The organism is Sporosarcina sp. FA9 (assembly GCF_051550205.1).
In the GTDB taxonomy this organism is placed as follows: domain Bacteria; phylum Bacillota; class Bacilli; order Bacillales_A; family Planococcaceae; genus Sporosarcina.
Window position 1 is genome coordinate 2,348,264 of sequence record NZ_CP188819.1, and the last position, 23,210, is coordinate 2,371,473.

Below are 23,210 nucleotides of genomic sequence, written 5' to 3' on the forward strand. Positions count from 1 at the left end.
TCAACTAACAAAACCCACTCGTTTCCGAATGGGTTTTTATTATTATTTAGTTAATTCTTTTACAGCCGAAAGTGCTTTATCATAATCAGGATGGTCCGTTACTTCAGAAACATATTCAACATACGTTACTTTATCGTCCTTATCAATTACGAAAATCGAACGTGTAAGTAATCGAAGTTCTTGAATAATTGTTCCGTAAGCTTCTCCAAATGATAAGTCGCGATGATCTGATACCGTTTGAACGGCGTCGATTCCTTCTGCTGCAGACCATCTTGCCTGTGCAAACGGAAGATCAACAGAAACCGTAAGTATTTGAACATCTTCGCCGAGCGATGCTGCTGCTTCGTTGAATTTCCGAGTTTGTACTGAGCATACACCCGTGTCAATCGAAGGTATTACACTAATTAGACGTACTTTACCTTTTGAATCAGATAATTTAACTTCACTTAAATCATTCGCTAGTACCGAAAATTCGGATGCAGTATCCCCTACTGTAACTTGTGTACCGAGCAATGTAACAGGATCGTTATGAAATGTAACTTTAGTCATTAAAAACGCCTCCCTTTCAATACTAATCTTACTAAACTACTGCCCCTTCATGCAACTGTCTGGCTTTACTATCAGTCGTTAGATTTACTACTTTATCAAAAGAATTTTCGTGAATGACGTATGTGTCTGCCAAAAGGTCATGAAGCGCTTCTTTTTTCGGCATGAAAACAGGGAGTAAATAGGGAAATAAAAGAGTTTTTGAAATGAACCTTCCAAATACTTCTCTAAAAACGACCGTACCCCAATTAAGTTTCACACCTTCTTTAGGAACTACTTTAATTCCCAAAATCATCTTACCTACTGTTTGATGTAAAAACTTTGTCATTAATAAAAAGTAAGCAAGAAACAACAATAGAGCCGTTATTTTGTACGTATTAAAAAACAAAAAGATTGGACTTGAAACCGAAACGTCAAATGCTCTAAAAACCGGTTTAATAAAAAGACCACTCAGTGCGTAAACTACGAGTACATCTATAGAATACGCCCAAAATCGAATCCAAAATCCCGCGATTTTCGGCCGATACTGATTGGTTTCTATCGTTTGATTGTACGATTTATTCAAATCGATGGGCATTTCAGCCGGATTCAGCTGATGTTCATTGTATTCCGACATAGGTACCCCTCCTTATTTATCACCATATAAATACATCATTCTTGGAGCACTGTGATTCGATAATAATTTACCGATTATTTCGGACTCCATATTACCACCAAACATAGATTTGGCTTTCAATCCCAAAAGGGAAGTAAAACTATCATTCATTGTATATTCAAAGACCGTAGCATCATTAAGTTCATAATCTTCTTTCATCGCAGCAATTACATCTGCAGCTTTTCCGTACTCATCCGCAAGACCTGCTTCGATTGCTTGGCGACCATTTAAAATACGACCATCTGCGACCTTTTTAACGTCTGCTTCAGCCATATTCCGACCATCCACAATGATATCAACAAAACGTTGGTATGAATCATTAATCATTTCTTCGAGCATCGTACGTTCTTCTTTTGTCATTTCACGATTTCCGCTCATTATATCTTTGTATGGGCCCGTTTTAATTGTATTGAAACGAATACCGTATTTTTCTGCAAAGCCTGAGTAATCCATACTTTCCATTATTACTCCAATAGATCCCGTAATTGTCTCACGATTGACGAATATTTTTTCAGCTGGCGCGGCAACATAGTACCCTCCCGATGCAGCCATTCCACCCATGGAGACATATAGAGGAATTCCTTTTTCTTGAATGTCAAGTAAACCATCGTAAATATCAGCAGATTCTACCACGCCACCACCGGGCGAATTCACACGAAGAACTACCCCTTTTATAGTATCATCTTCAACAATATCGGTTAACTGACTCATAAAAAATTGGTGATTATAACCCGTTCCACCAAATATCGGATTCACTCCTCCTGTATCTTGAATGACACCATCCAAATTCAGTACTGCAATTTTATCTTTACCGATTCCTTCTTCAATAATTGTTTCGTTATAACCCGAAATTGATGTAGATGCAAATTCATCTAACATACTCGAAAAGTCCCTTGTAAATAAAAACGATAACGAGTTTACACCTATTGATACAAAAACTAGTGCCCCCGTTACGATGATAGCTATCCATCGTTTCATTGTCATTGAATATTCCTCCTTTTAATCCTTACCTTACTCTATACGTAAATACACACCAAATGTTTCACCGAATACAAAAATTAGTATAACTCATTCGATGTGACTATACATTTCTCAAAACGAATACTTGTTTATTAAATGAAGTCAATCTTAATTAGAACTCCCCTTTTTTTTAGCTTTAATCGCTTCAACAACCTTAGATGTTGTAAATACTATTAGCGCTGTCCAAATGAATGCAAAGGATATGAAATCTATTTTACCGAAAGTCTCACCATAGATAATAACGCCAAGGAAAAGCATCATTGTTGGAGCAATATATTGTAGAAATCCTATCATATAAAGAGGAATTCTTTGCGCTCCTTTTGCGAACATCACTAAAGGTAAAGCGGTCGCTATACCTGTAAAAATAAGTAAGATATCAGTCTTTATATCAACGTGTAAAAATGCGGACTGTTTATTCCAAAATAACCATATGTAAAATCCCAGTGCAATCGGTGTAATAAAAAGAGTCTCAATTGTCATTCCACGAAGAGCATCCAATTTGATTTGCTTTTTCAGAAGACCATATACTGCAAAAGTGATGGCGAGTACAAATGCAATCCATGGAAATTTACCATACGATATCGTCAAAATCACTACCCCTACTGCAGCTAATAAAAAAGCGGATTGTTGTGCTTTAGATAGTTTCTCCTTTAGGAAAAAAACACCTAATAGTACTGACATCAACGGATTAATATAGTAACCTAAACTGGTTTGAACAAGAAGATCGTGATTTACAGCCCATATAAATAGAAACCAATTGCCTGAAACAAGAAACGAAGCACAAACAAGGTACCAAAAATCACGTTTTGAACTCCATAAAGTTTTTAGATCTTCTATTAAATAACGACCATTCTTCATAAGCAATACAAGTAAAAGCGTCATAACAAATGCCCAAATAATTCGACTTACTAATATCTCGCTGCTCGTAACGTGTCCTAGACTTTTCCAGTATATTGGTAGGAACCCCCAAATAGTATATGCCCCAATTGCCCATAGGACACCGCTTTTCTCTGTATGCATTACGACATCCCCTTATATTTAGCAAACCGAAATAGTACACTTAGTATAGACGCTTGAAAACTATTCGTAAAGCAGTTGTTTACATGCCCACAAAAACGCTTCAAGATTAAGTCTATATAAAAAAACCATTTTTAAAGACCAGTATTTCCTAGTCTATAAAAATGGTCCCATCGTTCATCTCAATTCTGTTCTCTTTTACGGAGTTCAACACGCATTATTTTACCTGATGCCGTTTTAGGTAATTCATCCATAAATTCAATTTCACGAGGATATTTATAAGGAGCCGTTAATTTTTTAACATGATCCTGTAGTTCTTTAACGAGTCCAGGTTCCTCTTTTAGATCTGGATTTCGTAATACTACGAATGCTTTTACAATATTGCCCCGAACTTTATCTGGACTTGCGATGACAGCACATTCACGAACAGCAGAATGTTTCACAAGTGCATCTTCTACTTCAAACGGTCCAATTGTATAACCAGAACTAATAATAATGTCATCGCCTCTGCCTTCAAACCAAAAATAACCATCTTCATCAATTCTTGCTCTGTCACCTGTAATATAATATTCTCCGCGGAACTGCATAGCCGTTCGCTCTGGATCTTTTAAATATTCTTTAAATAAAGCAGGTGTTGAAACATGAACTGCAATATCGCCTGTTTCACCTGGAATTGATGGAAGCCCAAAATCATCAATTACTTCAACGCGATTGCCCGGAGTAGGTTTTCCCATTGAACCTAATTTCGCATCCATTCCAAGCATTGTTCCAACAAGTAACGTATTTTCGGTTTGACCGTAGCCGTCTCTTACTTGTAAGCCAAATAATTTATCGAAAGTCTCAATCACTTCACGATTAAGTGGTTCGCCTGCAGAGACAGCACTTCTAATCGAGGATAGATCATAACTTTGCAAGTTTTCTTCGGATGCGATAAAACGATATTCTGTTGGCGTACAACATAAGACATTCACTTTGAATTGACCAATAAGGTTCAAGTAAGTCTCTACATCAAATTTCCCATCATAGACTAAACCTGTCGCACCACTTCCTAAGACAGAAAGAAACGGTGTCCAAATCCACTTCTGCCATCCGGGAGCAGCCGTAGCCCACACAACATCCCTCTCTTCAATTCCAAGCCAACTTGCACCAGTTGTTCTGAGATGAGCATATCCCCAACCATGTGTATGAACAACGCCTTTTGGTTTTCCTGTTGTCCCAGAAGTATAGGACAAGAAAGCCATATCTGAACTATTTGTTTTTGTCATAGAAAAATCTTTCGAGGCATTAAGCATTAAATCCGTTAAAGATAATTGATTTTCTTCTGCCTCACCTATTATAAACACTTGAACATCTTTCAAGTTTTCAACTTCATTAAATTGATTCGAAAATGCTTCATAAGCTACAATTGCTTTAGCATCACTATGTGCTAGACGGTAATCGATATCCGTTGGTCGAAGCATTTCTGAACTTGGAATGACTACAAGTCCTGCTTTAAGTGCACCGATATAAGTAATGTAAGCCTCAATCAAGCGTGGAACCATTACTAATACGACGTCCCCTTTTTCAAGTCCCTTTTCTGTAAATACATTTGCAGCTTTATTTGCTGAAATCATCAATTCTTCATATGTAATTTCTTTTTTCTCACCAATTGAGTTTATATATATCAATGCTTTCATATTGGATCCTGTTGCATATTTTTCAAATTCGCTTACAAGGTTATATTGTTCCGGTGCAATGAGATTTTCACTATTCATTATACTTCCCCCTTTACTCTATTCGTTCATTATACAAGTATCGTTCCAATAAACATAATATATTTTTTAAATTAAACAATAATGAGTTGAAAACTCCTGAATTATGTACACATAAAACAAAAGCTGTTCCGGGATAAATCCCGAAACAGCTTTTTATTACTTTTTAATTATTGGTTTTGATATCCGCTCATTTGTTGTTGGGCTTGTCGAACTAATCGCTTTGTAATTTCTCCGCCGACGGATCCGTTGGCACGCGACGTTGCATCAGGTCCCATTTGTACGCCAAATTCTGCTGCAATTTCGTTCTTCATCTGATCCAGTGCTTGTCGTACACCTGGAACTACTAGCTGGTTTGAATTACCGCTGTTGTTGTTTGGCATGATTAACACCTCCTTGTAAATATAGAATGTACAATTTCGGAAAAATCATGCGGAGGCATCAAGTGGTAATATTTTCATCGATTATAGAAATTTTTCAAATAGGTCATTTTTTTTAAGTGGCACGTCATATATGGTTCGATTTTGAACGGCTTTTAATATCATGGGCTCAAACTCGGTAAAGCTTTCATAAAAAGATACTTTTTCAAGTTTCGGCTTTGTTTTCGGTTTAGAAGGTGTGAAGATTGTACAGCAATCTTCATATGGTCTAATTGAGATATCATAAGTACCAATTTTTTTAGCCATATCAATTATATCGAGTTTGTCTTCAGCAATAAGCGGACGTAAAATAGGTGTTGCCGTTACTGCATTGATTGTTGTAAGACTTTCCAACGTTTGACTTGCAACTTGTCCTAAACTTTCTCCCGTAACAATGCCTAATGCATTTATTTCGGCTCGGACTTTGTCGGCAATTTGCAACATCATTCTTCGAGTTGTTGTCATTGAAGTGTTTTCGGGTATTTTCTCGGCAATTGTTTGTTGAATTTCAGTAAATGGAATTACATGTAGTCGCACTGTTGAACCAAAAAAACATAATTTTTCTGCAAGGTCAATAACCTTTTGTTTAGCTAATTCACTTGTAAATGGTGGACTTTCAAAATGGATAGCATCTATAGATACTCCACGTTTCATCATAAGATAACCTGCGACTGGACTGTCAATGCCTCCAGATAACATCAGCAAAGTTTTCCCATTCGATCCGACTGGCATTCCACCTGCACCATAATGTATATTAGCAGTAAGGAATGCACCTTCATTTCTAATTTCGACTAATAACATAATATCGGGTTTTTTCATTTGAACAATAAGATCCGGGAATTTTTGCAATACATGTGAACCGATTTTCCGCTGTAACTCGCCTGTATCAAACGGAAATGTTTTATCTGTTCGCTTTATTTCAACTTTAAAAGTTTTACCATTCGTTTCACCTGAGCCAACTACTTCAATTGCCCTATCGTAAATCGCTTCCAATGTTGCCTCACATTTTGCTACAGGGCTAAATGATTGTATACCAAAAACAAACGGCAGTCTTTCAATCGCTTGTTCCATATCATACACATCTTCCGCAAGTAAAAACATGCGATCCCGCTCAGATTTTAGCACAACTGTTGGAAGGTCACTTAACGCGCCCATAATATTTCTTTTTAATTTTCTAACGAAATAACTTCGATTTCGTCCTTTTAATGATAATTCTCCGTATCGGATTAATAATTCATTCCATATCATTTGTTTTTCCCCTTCCAAGCAATTTCATGAACTTATTAAAGACTTTTTTAAATTCAAATATATCTTCTTCTGTGTTATTTTGTCCAAAACTAATTCGGATAACTCCTTGCTTAAAGCGCTCAGCTATATCGATCTCTTCTATAACATGACTTGCGCGTCCACTTTTTGAAGAACAAGCACTGGACGTCGATACTATTACTCCATTTTCTTGAAAGAAATTTACTGCAATTTCACCTTTTATTTTATTAAAAGCAATTGATAAAATATGAGGTGCACCAGAGGTCTCTGCAAGTATTAGTACATCATTGAAATTTTTCATAAAATCGATAAGAAGGTTTCGCCAATGTGTATTAGATGTTGTTTTATCTTCTAAAGATATTAATCGCATTGCTTTAGCAAAAACAGCTGCATTCGGAACGGACACAGTACCACTACGATGCCCATTTTCTTGCCCACCCCCGAAGCTAACTGCTTTAATGACAAGACCTTTTCTTAGCGCAAGTAATCCCGAGCCTTTCAAACCATTTATTTTGTGAGCCGAAACAGTAATTGCATCAGGACCAATTCCCGCTAAAGATATCGGCAATCTTCCGTAACTTTGCACGGCATCTGTATGAAAGACAGCTCTTGAATTATCTTTAATTATTTTGGCAAATTCAGCAATTGGCTGGACAGTTCCAATTTCATTATTGACATGCATTATACTCACTAGTATTGTGTTTTTTCTAATTTTCTCTTTTAATTCTAACGAAGAAATTAATCCTTGCTTATCACAGGTCAAATAGTCAATTTCAAATCCCATTTGTTCTAGATAGATCATCGCATTTAATACAGAAGGATGTTCAATTCGAGTCGTAATGATATGACTGCCTTTTGCACGATTAGCATAGGCCAAACCGATAATGGCTAAATTATTCGCTTCTGTACCTCCCGAAGTGAATATTACTTCACCCTCTGGTGCTTCCAAAAGTGATAATATTTGTTTTCTAGATCGTTCAAGTAGGTTATCAGCATTTTTTCCAGCAAGATGTATTGATGCTGGATTGGCATAATATTTTCTGTTCGCTTCAACAAATGCTTCTAGCACTTCTTCACTTGGTACCGTCGTTGCTGAGTTATCTAAGTAAATCATTTTTACAGATCCTTTCGCTGTCTAACTATTATAAGCATAACAAAGCCACCTGCATTCATTCTGCCGGTGGCCATAGTTATCTAACTAAATTAATTAACGCTTTCTTTTACAAGTTCTTCTATTCGTTTCATGGCACCCGGCTCGACATGTTCTACCGCAGTTGCAGCTTCCTCCAATGCTTTTGCGTATCGAAACTGTCTAAACGATTCTTCTGCTTCAAGCAATCGAATATGCATTTCTGGATTCGAGGCGCGGTAGCGATTACCATATTGAATAATCCATTCGATAAGCATGACATTATCAAGTAATTCTTCGACTTTTTCTGCTACTTCATCAACAGACTTCTCAGCATTCTCTAAATAGGAGTTTGCCAAATTCATATTTAATGGAACTTCTTGTAAACTTTGGGTCACAATATATATTTGTTCTTCAGCCTCTTCTAATCTTGCATCCATATCATCTGGAATTCCAGGAATATTACCCTTATGAAGCATCCGGTCTGTATTTTGCAGTTTGCGAGATAACTCATCTAATCTTGTCCGTACGCTATTTTCATCAATACGCAGATTTTCAATTCGATTTGCAAAGCTTTCTCGTTCTTCTGCAACATTCCCGATTATCGTACTAATTTCTTGCAACTCAACTTGTAGACTTGAAAAAGCAGAGGCTTCTTCCTTAATTCTTGACGAAAGAACTTCAAATCTCTTATGGACTGCTTCAAGTTTCTTGAGTGCTTCTTGTGGAATTTGTGCTTCGGTTTCATTGAGTCTATAGCTTTGTTGAACAAATGCAGCTTCATCGGAGGTTTCTCTAGTTATTCTAATTAATTGTAAAAGCTCTTCTCCGTAATACTCATAATTTGCATCTACGTATCGTTTCGCATTTACTTCATTTTCAAGGGCATCATAAAAAGAATCAATTCGGTCATTTATTTCATTTGTGTTTTGCTGGTAGGATTTAATTTCGAGTTCAGACATTTTATATAGCATATCCTGAATCTCATTTTCAATTTCATCCAGATTTCTTTCTAACTCTAGATGTTTTAAGTAATACGATTGTTCTTCCATTTCTCGAATCCCATTTCTAAGTTCACGTATCGAAGAAGGTATCTTATTTTGCAATTCCGATAGTAGTGATGGGATTTCATGAATAAGTGAAAAAACGTGTTCTCCTTTTTCTGTCAATAAAATCACAATTTCACGAGCTAATAAATAATTCCCGTTTTCCGTAAGTTCGGCGTATTCCTTAAACTTCGGATTGAATGATTCCAATTCTCTTTCCAATGGACCCACAGTCATTCCGAAAGAATGTTGGTGAGCAAGTATTGTTTTACGTGCTGCACGATATTGTTCTTGAAGCTTTTCCATTTCTATGCGGTTTTTCTCTTCGCTACCAACGAGCTCGTCTAGCTCCGTTAATATTGCAGTCATTCTTTCATCACAATAACGTATTTTTGTTTGTATTTCCTTTTCGATTTCCGTAGCTTTCTTAAAACGGAATCGGTCTATTGTATCTTCAGCATCAAAGAGAAGAGTATCAATTTTCGGCATGTGATCATCCATAATCTCAGTCCATTGATTCCTCCATCGCTCAAACTTTTCTTCCGTTTCACCTGTCATATTCAATTGTTTTATTTTTGTCATTTCTTCAAGTATTGGTTTATGCTGAATCTGAGACTTTTCTTTTTCTAATCTATTAATTTCTCCTATATGTTTACGCCTGAATAAAAAGGCAATTACCGTTAAGATTATGAGTGCAATAACTGCAAAAATTATGTATTTCATCGTGGTCCCCCTATTCAAGTGTCGAAGCATCAATATACTAACCTTTATAATACCACGTTCAGATAAATTTAGTTACGAAAAAGAAAGATTTTTGGGGAATCCTGCGTATAATTTACAATTCATTCTTAATTCATTGATTCTCCTTCAGCCGAACTGTATACTTTAGACATATATTCTAGATGAAGAGGTGTTGTATTTGTTTACAAAATTAGATTACGCTAAAGATATCACCGAACAATATAGTCAACTCGCCAGCCAACTAGATGCTCTTTTAACCGGTGAAAAGAACATCTATGCAAACTTAAGCAATACTTCAGCTTTATTAAACCAATTTTTCGATCGAATCAACTGGGTTGGATTTTACCTAATGGATAATGATGAACTTGTTCTTGGACCTTTCCAAGGTTTACCGGCTTGCATTCGGATTCCGCTTGGTAAAGGGGTTTGCGGAACTGTAGCTCAGACGAAAGATTCTATTATTGTACCTGATGTAAACGCATTTCCTGGACATATTGCATGTGATGCAGCATCTCAGTCTGAAATAGTCATTCCTATTGTTAAAGATGGAACAATTTTCGGGGTTCTAGACATTGATAGTCCTGAATTGGATCGTTTTTCTGAAGATGACCGTATCGGACTTGAAAAACTTATTCGCATACTTGTTAAACACTTATAATTTAAGATGATAATAAAAAAAGCTTCGACAATTCAAATTAATGATTGTCGAAGCTTTTTTATTTGGTAGAATTTTCTCCAAGTACTTTTTCTGTCGCTTTAAATGCAGACTCTAAATCATCAATTAGATCCTCTGCATGTTCCAATCCAACGGATAGACGCAACAAAGAATCAGTAATGCCCATTGATAATCTATCGTCTTCAGGAACACTTGCATGTGTCATAGTGGACGGGTGTTGAATAAGCGTTTCTGCATCGCCAAGGCTAACAGCAATTTTAATTAACCCTAGATTATCCATAAACTTCTGCGCTCCTGATTTTCCACCTTTAATCGTAAACGAGATGAGCCCACCGCCTGCTTTCATCTGACGTTTGGCAATTTCATATTGGGGATTATCTGGGTCGAACGGATAAAAGACTTCTTCTACCAGCTGCTGACTTTTTAAATAGCTAATTATTTTTTCTGCATTGGACGTATGACGCTCCATACGAACAGATAATGTTTTTAAACCACGAATTAGAAGCCACGCATCGAATGGTGACATAATCCCACCATAATCTTTATGAATGGATCCTCTAACTAGATCCATCTCTTCTTTATCTTTCCCAACTAACAATCCTGCGATGACATCTCCGTGGCCATTAATGTACTTAGTTGCACTGTGAAGGACAAAATTTGCCCCAAAATCAAGCGGGTTTTGTAAATATGGTGATGAAAATGTATTGTCTACTACAACTTTTATTCCATGTTTTTTTGCTACATTTACGACTGCTTGTAAGTCCACAAGTTCCATCGTTGGATTAATAGGTGTTTCTACATAAATGCAAACTGTTTCAGGCTTAATGCCTTGTTCGATTTCTTCTTCAGTTCCCATCTTTATTAAATCATGCGTAATATTGTATTTTTCATTCATAATTCCGAGTAGTCCGAATGTACAGCCATAAATCCCTCTAGAACAAAGAATATGATCTCCGGCCTTTGTCAAATGTACGAGTATAGAACTGACAGCAGCCATTCCTGAACCGAATGTTAAAGTACTTGCACCATTTTCAAGTGCTGTCATTCGATCTTCAAGCACACGTACTGTTGGGCTACCAATTCTCGAATAAACATAACCTTCTTCCTTACCAGAAAAACGGTTTTCCCCCTGAATCGCAGACTCGAATGCATACGTAGATGTTTGGTATAAAGGAACCGCTAGACTTCCTTTATGTTCTTTGTCATCGTACCCCTCATGTATAACAGTCGTGTCTTTGTGCAATTGTTTTTTCCCCATTTGAAGCCACCCCTATCTATTCTAAATTATTAATCTCTTCTTTATATTACACTTTATTCTGACAAATAAAAAGAGACACGTCTTGCATTTTATACGCTAGACTATGCCTTATTTATTATCACTTGATTTTTACCAGTTTCTTTCGCAGTATATAATGCTTTATCCGTATACTGAAAGAGGCTTTTAAATGTTGTTTCCATATTCGGTTTCCAACCGCTTACACCGCAAGAAATTGTAACAGATGGATTTGTTAGTAGTGGAATCTCATTTATAAGTTTTTTTGCAAAATTACTACCTTCATAAATAGTAGCTCTAGGTAAATAAAGAGCTAGCTCCTCTCCTCCCCATCTGGCCGCAACTCCTTTCCCTTCTATTTCCATTAATACGTAGGAAGAAATCTGTTTTAACACTTCATCACCAATTCCATGACCATAGTTATCATTCACAAGTTTAAAATCATCTATGTCCAATAGAATTAGGACACCGCCTTCATCCAATTCAATTGATTTCATAACGATATTATCCAAATATCTTCTAGCATATAGTTTTGTTAAATAATCTTTGTCGGCGAGTTCCTGCAATTGTTCACGTAACATTGAATTGGCTAATGCAAGCGATGAGTGGCCAATTAGTGATTGCATTAACTTAAAACTATCAAAAGAAAAACGGTATTGTTCTTCATGTAAACATACAACAAAACCAACCATTTTTTCATGATTTGTAATTGGAATAGCAATGACTGATTCATAATGAACTTCCTCTTTTATAGTGCTACTAAAACTCGGATCGAATACAGACTCTTTACCTGCTTCTAGTTGCTTTGATACATAGTCTATATATTGTTCACCATTTGCAGTAATAAAAAATTCCGATGTCCTACTCATTATTGTATGGACTTCTATATCATCGTAAAAGACAAAAGCTATTTCGGAAGGGCGAAACGCTGTAAGCAATTGCTGTTTTAAATATGCAATCATTTCTCCGAAATACATATTGCTATTTAATTTTCTTGATACTTCATTTACCAACCGTAAATCATCGTTCATCTTATGCGTTTGATCATAAAGACTTGCGTTTTCAAGTGCACTTCCGGCCGTATTTGCAAGCATATTTATAAAGTTTCGTTGTGAATTAGTAAAAACATAATCTAACGGAAGCATTATTTGTAAAACTCCGTATATACCTTGTCTTCCTTTAATAGGTACATTAATAATTTTTTCAGATAAATCTACGGCGTCCTCGATGGTCATTTCACCTGAGACAAATGCATCCACCGCCGATGGCCGCTCACTTTTATAATTAAACAACTTATATGATTTGGTTAGTTCTCTATAATCTTGTGATAACAGCAATTCCGTATCAAACGAAGGATAGAATTCAGCTATCGTCTGTATGATACCGTCAAGAATAACTTGACTATCCATAGTTGAATTGAAAAGTTCAGTAGTACTAAACAATTGCCTGAAATTCTTTTCCCTGCTGATAAGAAGTCCCATTTTTCTCACCATCTGTATTAAATGACTAACTGTTTTCTCTAGTTCCACATAATAAGAGGTTTTCGAAAAATCTCGCCATTTCTCTGTTGATTCAATTAGAAAAATACCGAGTATTTCATTATGATCATTGACAAATGTTACAATCTCATCAATATTTTCATAACCCTTTTTTCTAAACAAATTAATATAGAAGTCTTTGTTCTTTATTGACCCTTCTTTAATTTGCCCAATCTGTTTCAGCTTGATTCTTTTCGAATTCGACTTATTCCCTCCAAGCGGCACGAATTCACCGTTATCGTAAACAAGATAATCTGTATTCTTGACTCCAAAGTTTTTTTGTAAGGTTTCTTTAAACATCTCGAACCAGAGTGTATCGGATTGAAAGGCTGTATCTTTGGACCATAGATTGATTAAGTCATTTTTAATTTCATATAAAGTCATTTGATGATTCGCCACTAAATCACCCCTAATTCGAATTTTTAAATTGATTGTCTTTACCATTGTAATACATTAGAACTACATTATCCATCTTCCCAACTAGTTCTTTAAAACTATTTATTTCATATAGTTGTTGCTTGACACTGTGCTCCAAGGTTGTTATGATAAAAGTTGTGTAAAATATTTGCAGCAGTTGTGTGTTTCGTTTGTCCAGTCTATTCCTTTTATAAGGTGCACCGCGTAACTTCCTGGCTGCGGAGGCGAAGATGCAGGATAATAGAATGGTTTACGGATTGAACGCATCTGGTTCTTATTTTACAACAAAATAAAACCAAATTAGAGGAGGAGACATTCATGTCTCGTTATACAGGTCCAGCATGGAAACTATCCCGTCGTCTTGGTATTTCACTAAGCGGCACAGGTAAAGAAATTGAAAAACGTCCTTACGCACCAGGACAACACGGTCCTAACCAACGTAAAAAACTTTCCGAGTACGGAATGCAATTACAAGAAAAACAAAAACTTCGTTTTATGTTCGGAATAAACGAACGTCAATTTAAAACAACATTTATTCAAGCAGGTAAAATGCCTGGTAAACACGGTGTCAATTTCATGATTCTTCTTGAAACACGCCTTGATAACATTGTTTACCGTATGGGTCTTGCTCGTACACGTCGTGCATCTCGCCAACTTGTAAACCACGGTCACATTTTGGTTGATGGCAAGCGCGTTGACATTCCATCATTTAAAGTAAAACCAGGTCAAGAAATCTCTCTTCGTGAGAAATCTCTAAACCTTGACATCGTAAATGAATCACTTGAAGTGAGCAACTTTGTTCCTGAATATGTTACATTCAATGTGGATACAAAAGTTGGTCAATTCGTTCGTCTACCTGAGCGTAGCGAACTTGCAGCAGAAATCAATGAAGCACTTATTGTTGAGTTCTACTCACGTTAATCGTGATATTCTGCAAAGAGTAGAGTTAGAAGCCCTAAGAACCTTGTTAATTCAAGGATTTAGGGCTTTTTTTCTATTTGTCTGACCATGCAGATTAATGCATTAAACAGCGGGATTTTGGGGCTGATTGGGGCTAACATTGGGGCTAATTTAATAAAAAATGGTGGCGTATATACAGGAATAGGTAGGTGTAATGAAAAACATCTTTTTACAAGGTACTTTTTTCATGTTCAAAAGATCTGATTTGAATGAACAATTTCCATATCTGGCATTCGCCGCCCATAGGGTTATCCTGTGGTTTGTTCGCTACTACTGCTTCTGTAGTCAAGAACATAGCTGCAACAGATGCTGCGTTTTGAAGTGCATAACGTGTTACTTTCGTCGGATCGACGATGCCAGCTTCCATCATATTTATCCAAGTGCCTTCTACTGCTTCGAAGCCAATACCAACTTCTTCGCGTTTTAGAAGGTCTACAACAATCGATCCTTCAAGTCCCGCATTGTTTGCAATTTGACGAACTAGCTCTTCAAGTGCACGAAGAACAATTTTAACGCCTGTTGCAATGTCGCCTTCTGTTGTTTCAAGAAGTTCCGCAACTTTTTTGTATACGTTCACAAGTGCAGTTCCACCACCAGAAACGATACCTTCTTCAACTGCAGCGCGTGTTGAGTTAAATGCATCTTCAATACGAAGTTTACGCTCTTTCAATTCCGTTTCTGTAGCTGTTCCAACTTTAATAACTGCAACACCGCCTGCAAGTTTCGCAAGACGCTCTTGTAGTTTTTCTTTATCGAATTCAGAAGAAGACTCTACTAGCCGCGTACGAATTTGATTTACACGTCCTGCAATTTTGTCTGAATCTCCAGCGCCTTCAACAATTGTAGTGTTGTCTTTTGTTTCGACTACTTTTGCCGCACGGCCAAGTTGAGCAATATCCGTCGACTTAAGATCAAGTCCTAAGTCTTCAGTAATCACTTCTCCGCCTGTAAGTGTTGTGCGATATCTTCAAGCATTGCTTTACGACGATCACCGAAGCCTGGTGCTTTAACAGCAACTGCATTGAATGTACCACGAAGCTTGTTTACAACAAGTGTTGCAAGTGCTTCTCCTTCAACGTCTTCAGCAATCATTAATAGTGGCTTACCTTGTTGAACAACTTGCTCGAGCATTGGAAGGATATCCTGAATGCTTGCGATTTTTTTATCTGTAATTAAAATATACGAGTGAAAGGTGCCTATCTGACACGATTTTACGACATCACACGTTAATACGTATATATATAAAAGGAAGTCAAATGAATTAAAACATCGCTGATTCCTTTTTTCGTATATACAATTATATTGTAAACTTTGAATAATGCCGTGCGCAGACATCTTAACAACTATATCAAACATTTCCGTCAAAGGAAGACCTATCATTAGGGTACTGAATTAGTAAATATAATCAGTCAATTTTATCGAATGTGAGAAACGTGAAAGTGGATGAATTTTAAAAAAACAGGCCATGGTTTCTCCGATAGAACAAAGAGAAACCGTTGCCTGAACAGCGTTATATTTGTACCTAATCTCACTAGATATGTTAATTAACGACACTACCAAGACTATGATTTTACCAATCATGATGGTTGACTCAATCTACTGAAAAAATAATTTATTCATTATATGAAAGGTTAATTAACATAATTGCGAAGCACACCTATATTTTCAATTTCAACCTCCACCAAATCACCCTTTTTTAGGAACTTTGGAGGATTGAATCCCATTCCTACTCCAGCACAAGTTCCCGTAGCGATGATATCACCAGGTGCTAGTGTATGACCTTTTGAAATGGTTGAAATTATGGTTGGTATATCAAAAATCATATGTTTCGTATTTGATGATTGCCTAGTCTCACCATTCACCCTACAAGAAATATTCAGGTTAGCAGGGTCAATTGCACTATGGTGTATCACAGATGGTCCCATTGGGCAGGTCGTGTCAAGACTTTTACCAAGTAACCATTGTTGGTGTTTACGTTGAAGATCCCTAGCAGTTACATCATTAATTATTGTATATCCAAAAACATAATCCAAAGCTCGATCTTCTGGAATATCACGTCCTCCAACACCTATAATAATTGCTAGTTCCGCCTCATAATCTAGTTCTTGAGTAATATCAGAATGGGCTTCTATTGAATCCTCTGTACCAATCACGGAACTAGGTGCCTTTGAAAAGATTATTGGATCAGCTGGAACATCTGAACCTTGACCAGAAAACTCTTCGTTATGTTCAGCGTAGTTCAATCCAACACAGTAGATATTACGGTTTGGCCTAGGTATGGGTGGCAAAATAGTTACCTCATCCATTTTACTGATAAAAGATTCATCATCCATTGTTTGAAGAATGTCATTCATCATGCTTACAGCCTCGCTCCCTCCTTCAATGAAACTTAACATATCATTGAATAAAGGTTGCGCTGGGTCAATTAACGTCAAATCAATAATTTCTTCATTGTTTTTATAAATACCTAATCGCGCCTTGTTATCATCTTTTTTAAATGTAACAAATTTCATCCTCATCACCCCACTTAACATTTTTTCGTTTAACCGCTAAGCACTCCTGAATCAAGAGTATTAAAGAAACTAATTACCCGATACTAATACTTAATGCTAAATACTTGATCAAATCAGTTTAGTTAGTTCTACTTATTACCAAGATAGGCAACTGCTTCTATCTCAACTAACAAATCAGGGTTGACTAATTGACTAATTTCAACAAGTGTGCTTGCCGATTTGTATTCACCAAAGTATTTTTTTCGCACGGTATTTACTGCCTCACGATCATTAATATCACACAGGTATATAGTCACTTTAACAATATCTTTAAAAGTGGCGCCTGCATTCTCTAAAACAAATTTGATATTTTGAAAAACTTGCTCGGTTTGGCCAACAATATCTCCTTGGCTTACAACATTACCATCAATATCTACAGAAACCATTCCCGAGACCCAAAGCATGTCCCCAAAGACTACCCCGTCCGTATAATGACCACCAGGCTCTGCAATCTTGTCCGGAATTCGGATTCTATGGAAACTATTTAAAGACTCACTCATTAACCTCATCTCCCCTCTAATAACTTTTATAGAAAGGCGGTAATTCCGCCCGAACTAACAGATTAATCAAGAAGTTATAATAAAATAATCAACTTGATACAATAATAGACTATCAGACATTTAGAAATCACACTCCAGGATCCTGGATAGTGTATATTGGATCCACTATATGTTCTTAATTTACCAAAGACTCAATTGAAAGTCAATACAAAATATTCCGTCATTTATCCAGGTTGATAATGATGCATAGTCCACAAATATACTGTTTAATTACAATTTTTATAAGTTGTATGTTACTTCATCATCAATTCTGGAAGCCACAAAATTATTTTTGGGAAAGCTATACAAAGTGAGAATACGATAACTTGCAAGCCAATAAAAGGTATAACTGCTTTATACATATCACTGGTTGAGATATCTGGAGGTGCTACCCCTTTGAAATAAAAAATTGAAAGTGCAAATGGCGGTGTAATATAAGATAACTGTAAAAACAAAATTATAATCATCGAAAACCAAATAGCATTAAAGCCGAGATCCATCGCAATTGGTGTGAAAAGGGGAACGACAAGATAAACAATTCCTATCCAGTCTAGAAACATTCCTAAAATGACTACTAATACAATCATTAGAGTTAGAATACCCCAGGCGTCAAAAGGGAGACCAGTTACAAAATTTTTAACTATATTTATTCCCCCGATAGAGGAAAATGTAGAAATAAACATCACGGCCCCTACTGTCATCGTTAAAATCATAGCTGTTGTTGTAAGTGTACCATCCAATGCCGTTTTTAATTTTTCCAACTTTAATTCCCTATGAAAAAGAGCAAGAACTATTGCAGCAACAACCCCTACCGCCGCTGCTTCTGTTGGAGTTGCAATTCCGAAGAAAATTGAACCTAATACGGCGAGAATTATTACCAGAGGGGGGGCAAGTGATAAAATCAGTCCTTTAATCCCAATTCTCTCGAATGCGGCTTTACGATCTTCTTTACTAATTGGAGGACCTAGTTTCGGGTTTATATGGCATCTTACAAGTACATATATCGTATATGTTATAGATAAAAGTAAACCAGGAACAATTGCTGCCATAAATAGGCTACCCACAGATACACCTGCCACTGGACCATAAACCACAATCATGATACTTGGAGGAATTAGTACACCTAAACCACCGCCAGCGACAATAATTCCTGAAGCAAGTTTTTTATCATATCCGCGCGATAACATAGGGGGGAGACTTAATGTCCCCATCGTAACGACAGATGCACCAACTACACCCGTAGTAGCCGCAAATAAGGTTGCAAGAAAATTGGTGGCAACTAATAACCCCCCCTTTATCCGACCAAAAAGAACATAGAAGCTATTAAAAATCCTCTCGCCAGCTCCAGTTTGTTCTAGTATATTTCCCATTAATACAAAAAGTGGTATAGCAAGCAATACACTATTTTGCATTACACCAAAAAAACTTGTTATAAGTGTTCCGATATAGTCAGTTCCAATAAAAGCAAAACCGAATAATAATCCAACACCTGCAAGGACAAATGCTAAGTAATAACCCATAAAGAGTCCAACAATTAAACTTAAAAACATTAGGATAGTAATTAATTCTGGAGTAAATATACTCATTCTTTATTGCCCCCCTTTTTACCCTCATTTATATATTCTTGAATGGATTTACAAAGCTCTGAAAAGGCCTGCAACATGAGTAGAAGTATTGAAATTAACAGTATCGTTTTAAAGGGGTATACAGGGGGCATCCAAAAACTCCCAATGGCCTTTTCCTTTCTTTCCCACGATTTTTGAACCCAAGGAATGAGCTTAGTAAGCATTAATATGAAAGTTGGAAAAAAAATAAAAACTGTTAGAAAAATATCTATTGCGGCTTGACTACGTTTTTTAAACTTAGTGTAAAAGACATCTACTCGCACATGCTTTTTCTTTAATAGTGTATATCCCATACCTAAAGTAAAAAATGTCCCCCCCAGCATATAGCTAATGTCAAAAACCCAAATAGATGGCTTATTAAATAGATAGCGCATATTGACTTCATAAAAGATAATAATGGCTAGAATTAAAACTAACCATCTAGCAATCTTTCCCGCCCAATCATTAATTAGATCTATAAACGAGGTTATTTTATTTAAAAGCATCATCCACGCCCCCAATAAAAATTATTCAGGAATATATAAACAAATCAATTTCGTAACCTAAAATCCTTGCGATAGCCCTGGCGTTTAAAAGCGTAAAGTTGGGATACCACCTCAAATGTTGACATAAGTATGTGATTAGAAGAATCTTTTCACAAAAAAAGGATAACCTATATCAATTATAGGATGACAAGTCCTGTTCGAAATGCTAATTTTATACGATTTGGGACCAAACGTATTACTCCGTTTTTTATCCATCTAGTTCTTGATTCGATGGTGGAGAATTCACGGTTTGTCCCATCGTAAACAGCGATTTAACAAGTAAGTATGATGTAGCTAGAAAATTCAATCGTTGTCTTGAATAACCTTCACATAATATAGATGAACTATAAACTCCATTTGAAACGAGCCTTTATCACTTTAAAGAACAACTGACTTATAAACATTAACGGACCGGTCTTCCACCCCATTAACTTGTTGTTTGTATAATGGCTAGTAATTTTATCTGTCGGGCCAATGATATCCAAGGTTATTTGTTGATTTTTGCACCAACAATAATAAGTAGTAAATAATTAAGAAGGGGGAGAGAAATAAAAATCCCCCTAAACTAATACCAACTAATATTTTATCTCCATATAATCTTGCAAATACCTAAAAGCATCCCGAGTTTCCATTTGTGATTCGTATACCTTTTTGAAGAATGGATCAGCTTTACTCTTCTCCTTATATAAATCATGGGCAACTTCTGATATATCTTCAATAAATTCCGGAGATAATCTGATTATTTCAGTTCCATGCTCTACAAACTTCTTTAGCGCATCTGCGTCTTTAGCTAACGAGTTTCCAAGCCCTTCAATTGTTGTTGCTTTCGCTGCCTCTTCAACAATCTTTTGAAGGTCTGGTGTTAATTTATCCCAAGAATCTTTATTAATAAGTATTTCCATCATAGAGGTTGGCTGATGAATACCGGGAACATGTGCATATTTGGCAACTTCATGCATACCAGTAATATAATCCGACTCAGGATTAGCAAACTCCGCGGCATCGATAACACCACTATCCAGTGCTCCATATATCTCGGCACCAGGAAGAGTCATTACTGAAGCACCTAATTTGGCAAGTATTTCTCCCCATATACCTACAGTTCTAAACTTTAAACCCTTAAAATCATCTAGACTCTCAATAGGTTTATTACTCCAAGCGAATATTTCCGTATTGTTCATTCCAGCTGCCCCGACAAATCCAAAATTGTAATCCTTGTACATTTCCTTCCAGAGATCAAGTCCATCACCGTGGTATAACCACATAATATACTCAGTAGGCGATAGACCTGCTGGAATAGCCGCAAAAAGCGGAGCCACTGGCTCTTTTCCTATCCAGTAAAAAGAAGCAGAGTGTGCTACATCAATTACACCATTTTCAGCTGCATCAAATACTTCAAGTCCACCTACTACAGAACCGGAGGGTAGGCTTGTTATATTAAGTCGACCGCCACTCATTTCCGTTACTTTTTCGGCAAATGAATCTGCTTGCCTTTGTATTTCAATCCCTGCCGGCCAACTGGATTGCAATCTCCACTCAATTGGTGCTTGATTTTGATCAATAGTTGCGATGGTTTCTTTTTCCGAGGATTCTTCTGAGCAACCTATTGTTGTAAAGATGACAGCCAACAGAATAAAAGGAATTCTAATATACTTCTTCATTAAGAAACACCTCCAATATAATATTCAAATCATATAACTTATTGAGATATTGTGGAATATTACAGTTCGCATTTATACCCAACTATACAAAAAAACAACCTGATAAAATAAACGTCTATTTTACGTTTAATTAAATAGACTTATAAAATCTAACAGAATCATAAAATTACCTACTAATTAAACCATTCCAACAATCCAGGACCTATGACCAAATACTCCAACTTTCGTATAAATAATTACAGGCATTACATTTTTCCCATAAACTTGAATTTTACTAACTTCACGTCAAGTTTTTCCTACTTACAACACCCCCTTTCTTTTCAATTTTATTGAAAGGCAAAACTACCACTTTATTTACAGTCAATAAAATAAAAACATCATATAATATACTTTCAAATTCCAATTTAATATATGCTCATTTTATTTGGGCATACTGTTCCAAAGGGTAATCCAACCGTCGATAAAAGGATAATATAAAATGGGATAAATAGTGGTAATTTGAACTATAAAGTAATTAAAATAAATTAAAAACCTGGTCTTCATAATAAGTGCTGAAAATTAATCCTAAAAACAAGGTTTCTCCTATAGTCGGTGATAGTATTATTAGTAAAGACAACGAAAACAGAACTGGTATTTATAGAAGTACATCATTACTTTGATCATTCTGGACGAAAAATGGATTAAATTATTGCATGGCTACGTGTAAGCGCTTTCACCTTTTACATTAAGCACTCATTTAATTCATCGAACTATAGTACAATTTAAAACGAATCCATGTAATAATTTTCTTCGGCGACTAAGTGGGCCTTGTCATAGCGAAGCAGCCTGATAAGGTAAGTGAATCTACTTTCCCGAATAACCTTACAATTTTCAAGTTCAGAGACTGCACCCATGGACTTTATTTTCCGTGTCTCGAAAAAATTGTTAAGAGTAATTCCACATTAAATGGTTTCTTAAAATACAGGTCCGCCATAGTATAACTGTTGATTTAGAAAGGAACTTTTAAGTTTCGGGAACTTGACGCAGAGCCAACTACTAAGACTGTAACTAAATTCATAAATTAAAAGTTTACAAACTGATTTATTTTGGATTCATTTAAAAAGTGGATGACTGACTCACATGTATGTATTAAATGACTACGAATACATACTTCGACTTTGTTGGAATCTCTTTCCTTAAAAGCTTGTAAAATACTTTTATGCTCATCGTTTGCCGCTTTACTATTCAAGGGATCATGCAGATATATTTTCAAATACCTTTCTACATTATTTCTTAATTGGTTAATAAGGTTTTGTAATACTTCATTACCCGCTATTACGTTAATAGTATTATGAAATTCATTATTAAATAGCATATACTCATTCGTGTCATTTGTATTTTCCATTTTGATAATTAGTTCATTTAACTCCTGTATATTTTTATCTGTAATCTTTTTTATTGCAAGTTTCCCAGCTAAGGCTTCTAACTCACAACGGATATCACAAATTTTCATCACCTCTTCCGGGGATAGCATGACAGCAAAAGGTTTTTTATGCGGTTCAAGTAATACCAAACCTTCACTTTCCAATTGTGACAACGCCATACGGACCGGCATTCTACTGACACTTAGTTTATTTGCTAATTCAGTCGTATCAATTGGTTTCCCATCATCATAATATCCATTCAATATTGCTTTGCGAACAATATCCGTTACCCATTCTTGTGTTGTCATTTTCCTACCTAACATTGTTATAATAAATTCATCCAAATCTATTTCCATATTTACACCCCCACAGGCTTATTGTCAGACAAGTATATTAAGGCAGAATCATAATATAAAAGTAGTATAGTTACCGCCAATTGGATCTATTTGATA

19 protein-coding genes and 1 pseudogene are annotated in these 23,210 nt (G+C 36.1%); 2 read left to right on the forward strand and 18 right to left on the reverse strand.

The window, feature by feature from the left end; genetic code table 11:
• Positions 1-42: 42 nt before the first annotated feature.
• The 9 genes from tpx to ezrA form a co-directional block, all read right to left on the reverse strand.
• Positions 43-549, reverse strand: a complete 507-nt coding sequence (tpx, locus tag ACP8HH_RS11735) for a thiol peroxidase (RefSeq protein WP_438311490.1) — start codon at positions 547-549, stop codon at positions 43-45.
• 31 nt (positions 550-580) lie between these two features.
• The gene (locus tag ACP8HH_RS11740) at positions 581-1,162 is read right to left on the reverse strand and encodes an RDD family protein (RefSeq protein ID WP_438311492.1); all 582 of its coding nucleotides are present in this window, start codon (positions 1,160-1,162) and stop codon (positions 581-583) included.
• Between the two features lie 12 nt (positions 1,163-1,174).
• Positions 1,175-2,185, reverse strand: a complete 1,011-nt coding sequence (sppA, locus tag ACP8HH_RS11745; protein WP_438311494.1) for a signal peptide peptidase SppA — start codon at positions 2,183-2,185, stop codon at positions 1,175-1,177.
• Between the two features lie 144 nt (positions 2,186-2,329).
• On the reverse strand, positions 2,330-3,241 hold the full coding sequence (gene rarD, locus ACP8HH_RS11750) for an EamA family transporter RarD (RefSeq protein ID WP_438311495.1): 912 nt from the start codon (positions 3,239-3,241) through the stop codon (positions 2,330-2,332).
• Between the two features lie 179 nt (positions 3,242-3,420).
• A complete protein-coding gene (gene mbcS, locus ACP8HH_RS11755; protein WP_438311497.1) occupies positions 3,421-4,992 on the reverse strand; it encodes an acyl-CoA synthetase MbcS in 1,572 nt (523 codons plus the stop codon).
• Positions 4,993-5,159: 167 nt separating this feature from the next.
• Positions 5,160-5,372 (reverse strand): small, acid-soluble spore protein, alpha/beta type, encoded by a 213-nt coding sequence (locus tag ACP8HH_RS11760; protein WP_438311499.1) that lies wholly within the window; start codon positions 5,370-5,372, stop codon positions 5,160-5,162.
• A gap of 81 nt (positions 5,373-5,453) precedes the next feature.
• Positions 5,454-6,656 (reverse strand): tRNA uracil 4-sulfurtransferase ThiI, encoded by a 1,203-nt coding sequence (gene thiI, locus ACP8HH_RS11765; RefSeq protein WP_438311501.1) that lies wholly within the window; start codon positions 6,654-6,656, stop codon positions 5,454-5,456.
• Positions 6,643-7,788, reverse strand: a complete 1,146-nt coding sequence (locus tag ACP8HH_RS11770) for a cysteine desulfurase family protein (RefSeq protein WP_438311503.1) — start codon at positions 7,786-7,788, stop codon at positions 6,643-6,645. The genes thiI and ACP8HH_RS11770 overlap by 14 nt, the downstream gene beginning before the upstream one ends.
• A gap of 89 nt (positions 7,789-7,877) precedes the next feature.
• Complete coding sequence (gene ezrA, locus ACP8HH_RS11775; protein WP_438311505.1) at positions 7,878-9,572, reverse strand: septation ring formation regulator EzrA; 1,695 nt, start codon at positions 9,570-9,572, stop codon at positions 7,878-7,880.
• A 196-nt stretch (positions 9,573-9,768) separates the two neighbouring features.
• On the opposite strand from ezrA, the gene ACP8HH_RS11780 reads away from it, so the two are divergent.
• On the forward strand, positions 9,769-10,248 hold the full coding sequence (locus ACP8HH_RS11780) for a GAF domain-containing protein (RefSeq protein WP_438311506.1): 480 nt from the start codon (positions 9,769-9,771) through the stop codon (positions 10,246-10,248).
• A gap of 58 nt (positions 10,249-10,306) precedes the next feature.
• On the opposite strand, the gene megL is transcribed toward ACP8HH_RS11780, so the two are convergent.
• Both megL and ACP8HH_RS11790 read right to left on the reverse strand, forming a co-directional pair.
• Positions 10,307-11,524 carry a methionine gamma-lyase gene (gene megL, locus ACP8HH_RS11785; protein WP_438311509.1) on the reverse strand — a complete coding sequence of 406 codons (1,218 nt, stop codon included), beginning with the start codon at positions 11,522-11,524 and terminating at the stop codon, positions 10,307-10,309.
• Between the two features lie 101 nt (positions 11,525-11,625).
• Positions 11,626-13,521, reverse strand: a complete 1,896-nt coding sequence (locus tag ACP8HH_RS11790; RefSeq protein ID WP_438311511.1) for a sensor domain-containing diguanylate cyclase — start codon at positions 13,519-13,521, stop codon at positions 11,626-11,628.
• 291 nt (positions 13,522-13,812) lie between these two features.
• Here ACP8HH_RS11790 and rpsD point away from each other — a divergent pair, with 291 nt between their 5' ends.
• Positions 13,813-14,415, forward strand: coding sequence for a 30S ribosomal protein S4 (rpsD, locus tag ACP8HH_RS11795; protein WP_438311513.1), 603 nt, complete (start codon positions 13,813-13,815; stop codon positions 14,413-14,415).
• Between the two features lie 208 nt (positions 14,416-14,623).
• On the opposite strand, the pseudogene groEL reads toward rpsD, so the two are convergent.
• The 7 genes and pseudogenes from groEL to ACP8HH_RS11830 all read right to left on the reverse strand — a co-directional run.
• Positions 14,624-15,636, reverse strand: a pseudogene (gene groEL, locus ACP8HH_RS11800) (chaperonin GroEL); the annotation flags it as partial.
• A 449-nt stretch (positions 15,637-16,085) separates the two neighbouring features.
• A complete protein-coding gene (locus ACP8HH_RS11805; RefSeq protein ID WP_438311515.1) occupies positions 16,086-16,967 on the reverse strand; it encodes a fumarylacetoacetate hydrolase family protein in 882 nt (293 codons plus the stop codon).
• A gap of 128 nt (positions 16,968-17,095) precedes the next feature.
• Positions 17,096-17,506, reverse strand: coding sequence for a RidA family protein (locus ACP8HH_RS11810; protein WP_438311517.1), 411 nt, complete (start codon positions 17,504-17,506; stop codon positions 17,096-17,098).
• Between the two features lie 293 nt (positions 17,507-17,799).
• On the reverse strand, positions 17,800-19,131 hold the full coding sequence (locus ACP8HH_RS11815) for a TRAP transporter large permease (RefSeq protein WP_438311519.1): 1,332 nt from the start codon (positions 19,129-19,131) through the stop codon (positions 17,800-17,802).
• Complete coding sequence (locus ACP8HH_RS11820; protein WP_438311521.1) at positions 19,128-19,655, reverse strand: TRAP transporter small permease subunit; 528 nt, start codon at positions 19,653-19,655, stop codon at positions 19,128-19,130. The genes ACP8HH_RS11815 and ACP8HH_RS11820 overlap by 4 nt, the downstream gene beginning before the upstream one ends.
• A 614-nt stretch (positions 19,656-20,269) precedes the next feature.
• Positions 20,270-21,355, reverse strand: a complete 1,086-nt coding sequence (locus ACP8HH_RS11825; protein ID WP_438311523.1) for a TRAP transporter substrate-binding protein — start codon at positions 21,353-21,355, stop codon at positions 20,270-20,272.
• A gap of 1,060 nt (positions 21,356-22,415) precedes the next feature.
• Positions 22,416-23,114, reverse strand: coding sequence for a GntR family transcriptional regulator (locus tag ACP8HH_RS11830; RefSeq protein WP_438311525.1), 699 nt, complete (start codon positions 23,112-23,114; stop codon positions 22,416-22,418).
• Between the last annotated feature and the right edge of the window lie 96 nt (positions 23,115-23,210).

Excerpts from the sequence above, each read along its gene's own strand:
- tpx (WP_438311490.1), bottom strand. The coding sequence starts at position 549 with ATGACTAAAGTTACATTTCATAACGATCCTGTTACATTGCTCGGTACA.
- rarD (WP_438311495.1), bottom strand. The coding sequence starts at position 3,241 with ATGCATACAGAGAAAAGCGGTGTCCTATGGGCAATTGGGGCATATACT.
- ACP8HH_RS11805 (WP_438311515.1), bottom strand. The coding sequence starts at position 16,967 with ATGAAATTTGTTACATTTAAAAAAGATGATAACAAGGCGCGATTAGGT.
- ACP8HH_RS11740 (WP_438311492.1), bottom strand. The coding sequence starts at position 1,162 with ATGTCGGAATACAATGAACATCAGCTGAATCCGGCTGAAATGCCCATC.
- ACP8HH_RS11820 (WP_438311521.1), bottom strand. The coding sequence starts at position 19,655 with ATGCTTTTAAATAAAATAACCTCGTTTATAGATCTAATTAATGATTGG.
- ezrA (WP_438311505.1), bottom strand. The coding sequence starts at position 9,572 with ATGAAATACATAATTTTTGCAGTTATTGCACTCATAATCTTAACGGTA.
- ACP8HH_RS11810 (WP_438311517.1), bottom strand. The coding sequence starts at position 17,506 with ATGAGTGAGTCTTTAAATAGTTTCCATAGAATCCGAATTCCGGACAAG.
- mbcS (WP_438311497.1), bottom strand. The coding sequence starts at position 4,992 with ATGAATAGTGAAAATCTCATTGCACCGGAACAATATAACCTTGTAAGC.
- ACP8HH_RS11830 (WP_438311525.1), bottom strand. The coding sequence starts at position 23,114 with ATGGAAATAGATTTGGATGAATTTATTATAACAATGTTAGGTAGGAAA.
- ACP8HH_RS11770 (WP_438311503.1), bottom strand. The coding sequence starts at position 7,788 with ATGATTTACTTAGATAACTCAGCAACGACGGTACCAAGTGAAGAAGTG.
- megL (WP_438311509.1), bottom strand. The coding sequence starts at position 11,524 with ATGGGGAAAAAACAATTGCACAAAGACACGACTGTTATACATGAGGGG.
- ACP8HH_RS11825 (WP_438311523.1), bottom strand. The coding sequence starts at position 21,355 with ATGAAGAAGTATATTAGAATTCCTTTTATTCTGTTGGCTGTCATCTTT.
- thiI (WP_438311501.1), bottom strand. The coding sequence starts at position 6,656 with ATGATATGGAATGAATTATTAATCCGATACGGAGAATTATCATTAAAA.
- sppA (WP_438311494.1), bottom strand. The coding sequence starts at position 2,185 with ATGACAATGAAACGATGGATAGCTATCATCGTAACGGGGGCACTAGTT.
- rpsD (WP_438311513.1), top strand. The coding sequence starts at position 13,813 with ATGTCTCGTTATACAGGTCCAGCATGGAAACTATCCCGTCGTCTTGGT.
- ACP8HH_RS11760 (WP_438311499.1), bottom strand. The coding sequence starts at position 5,372 with ATGCCAAACAACAACAGCGGTAATTCAAACCAGCTAGTAGTTCCAGGT.
- ACP8HH_RS11815 (WP_438311519.1), bottom strand. The coding sequence starts at position 19,131 with ATGAGTATATTTACTCCAGAATTAATTACTATCCTAATGTTTTTAAGT.
- ACP8HH_RS11790 (WP_438311511.1), bottom strand. The coding sequence starts at position 13,521 with ATGGTAAAGACAATCAATTTAAAAATTCGAATTAGGGGTGATTTAGTG.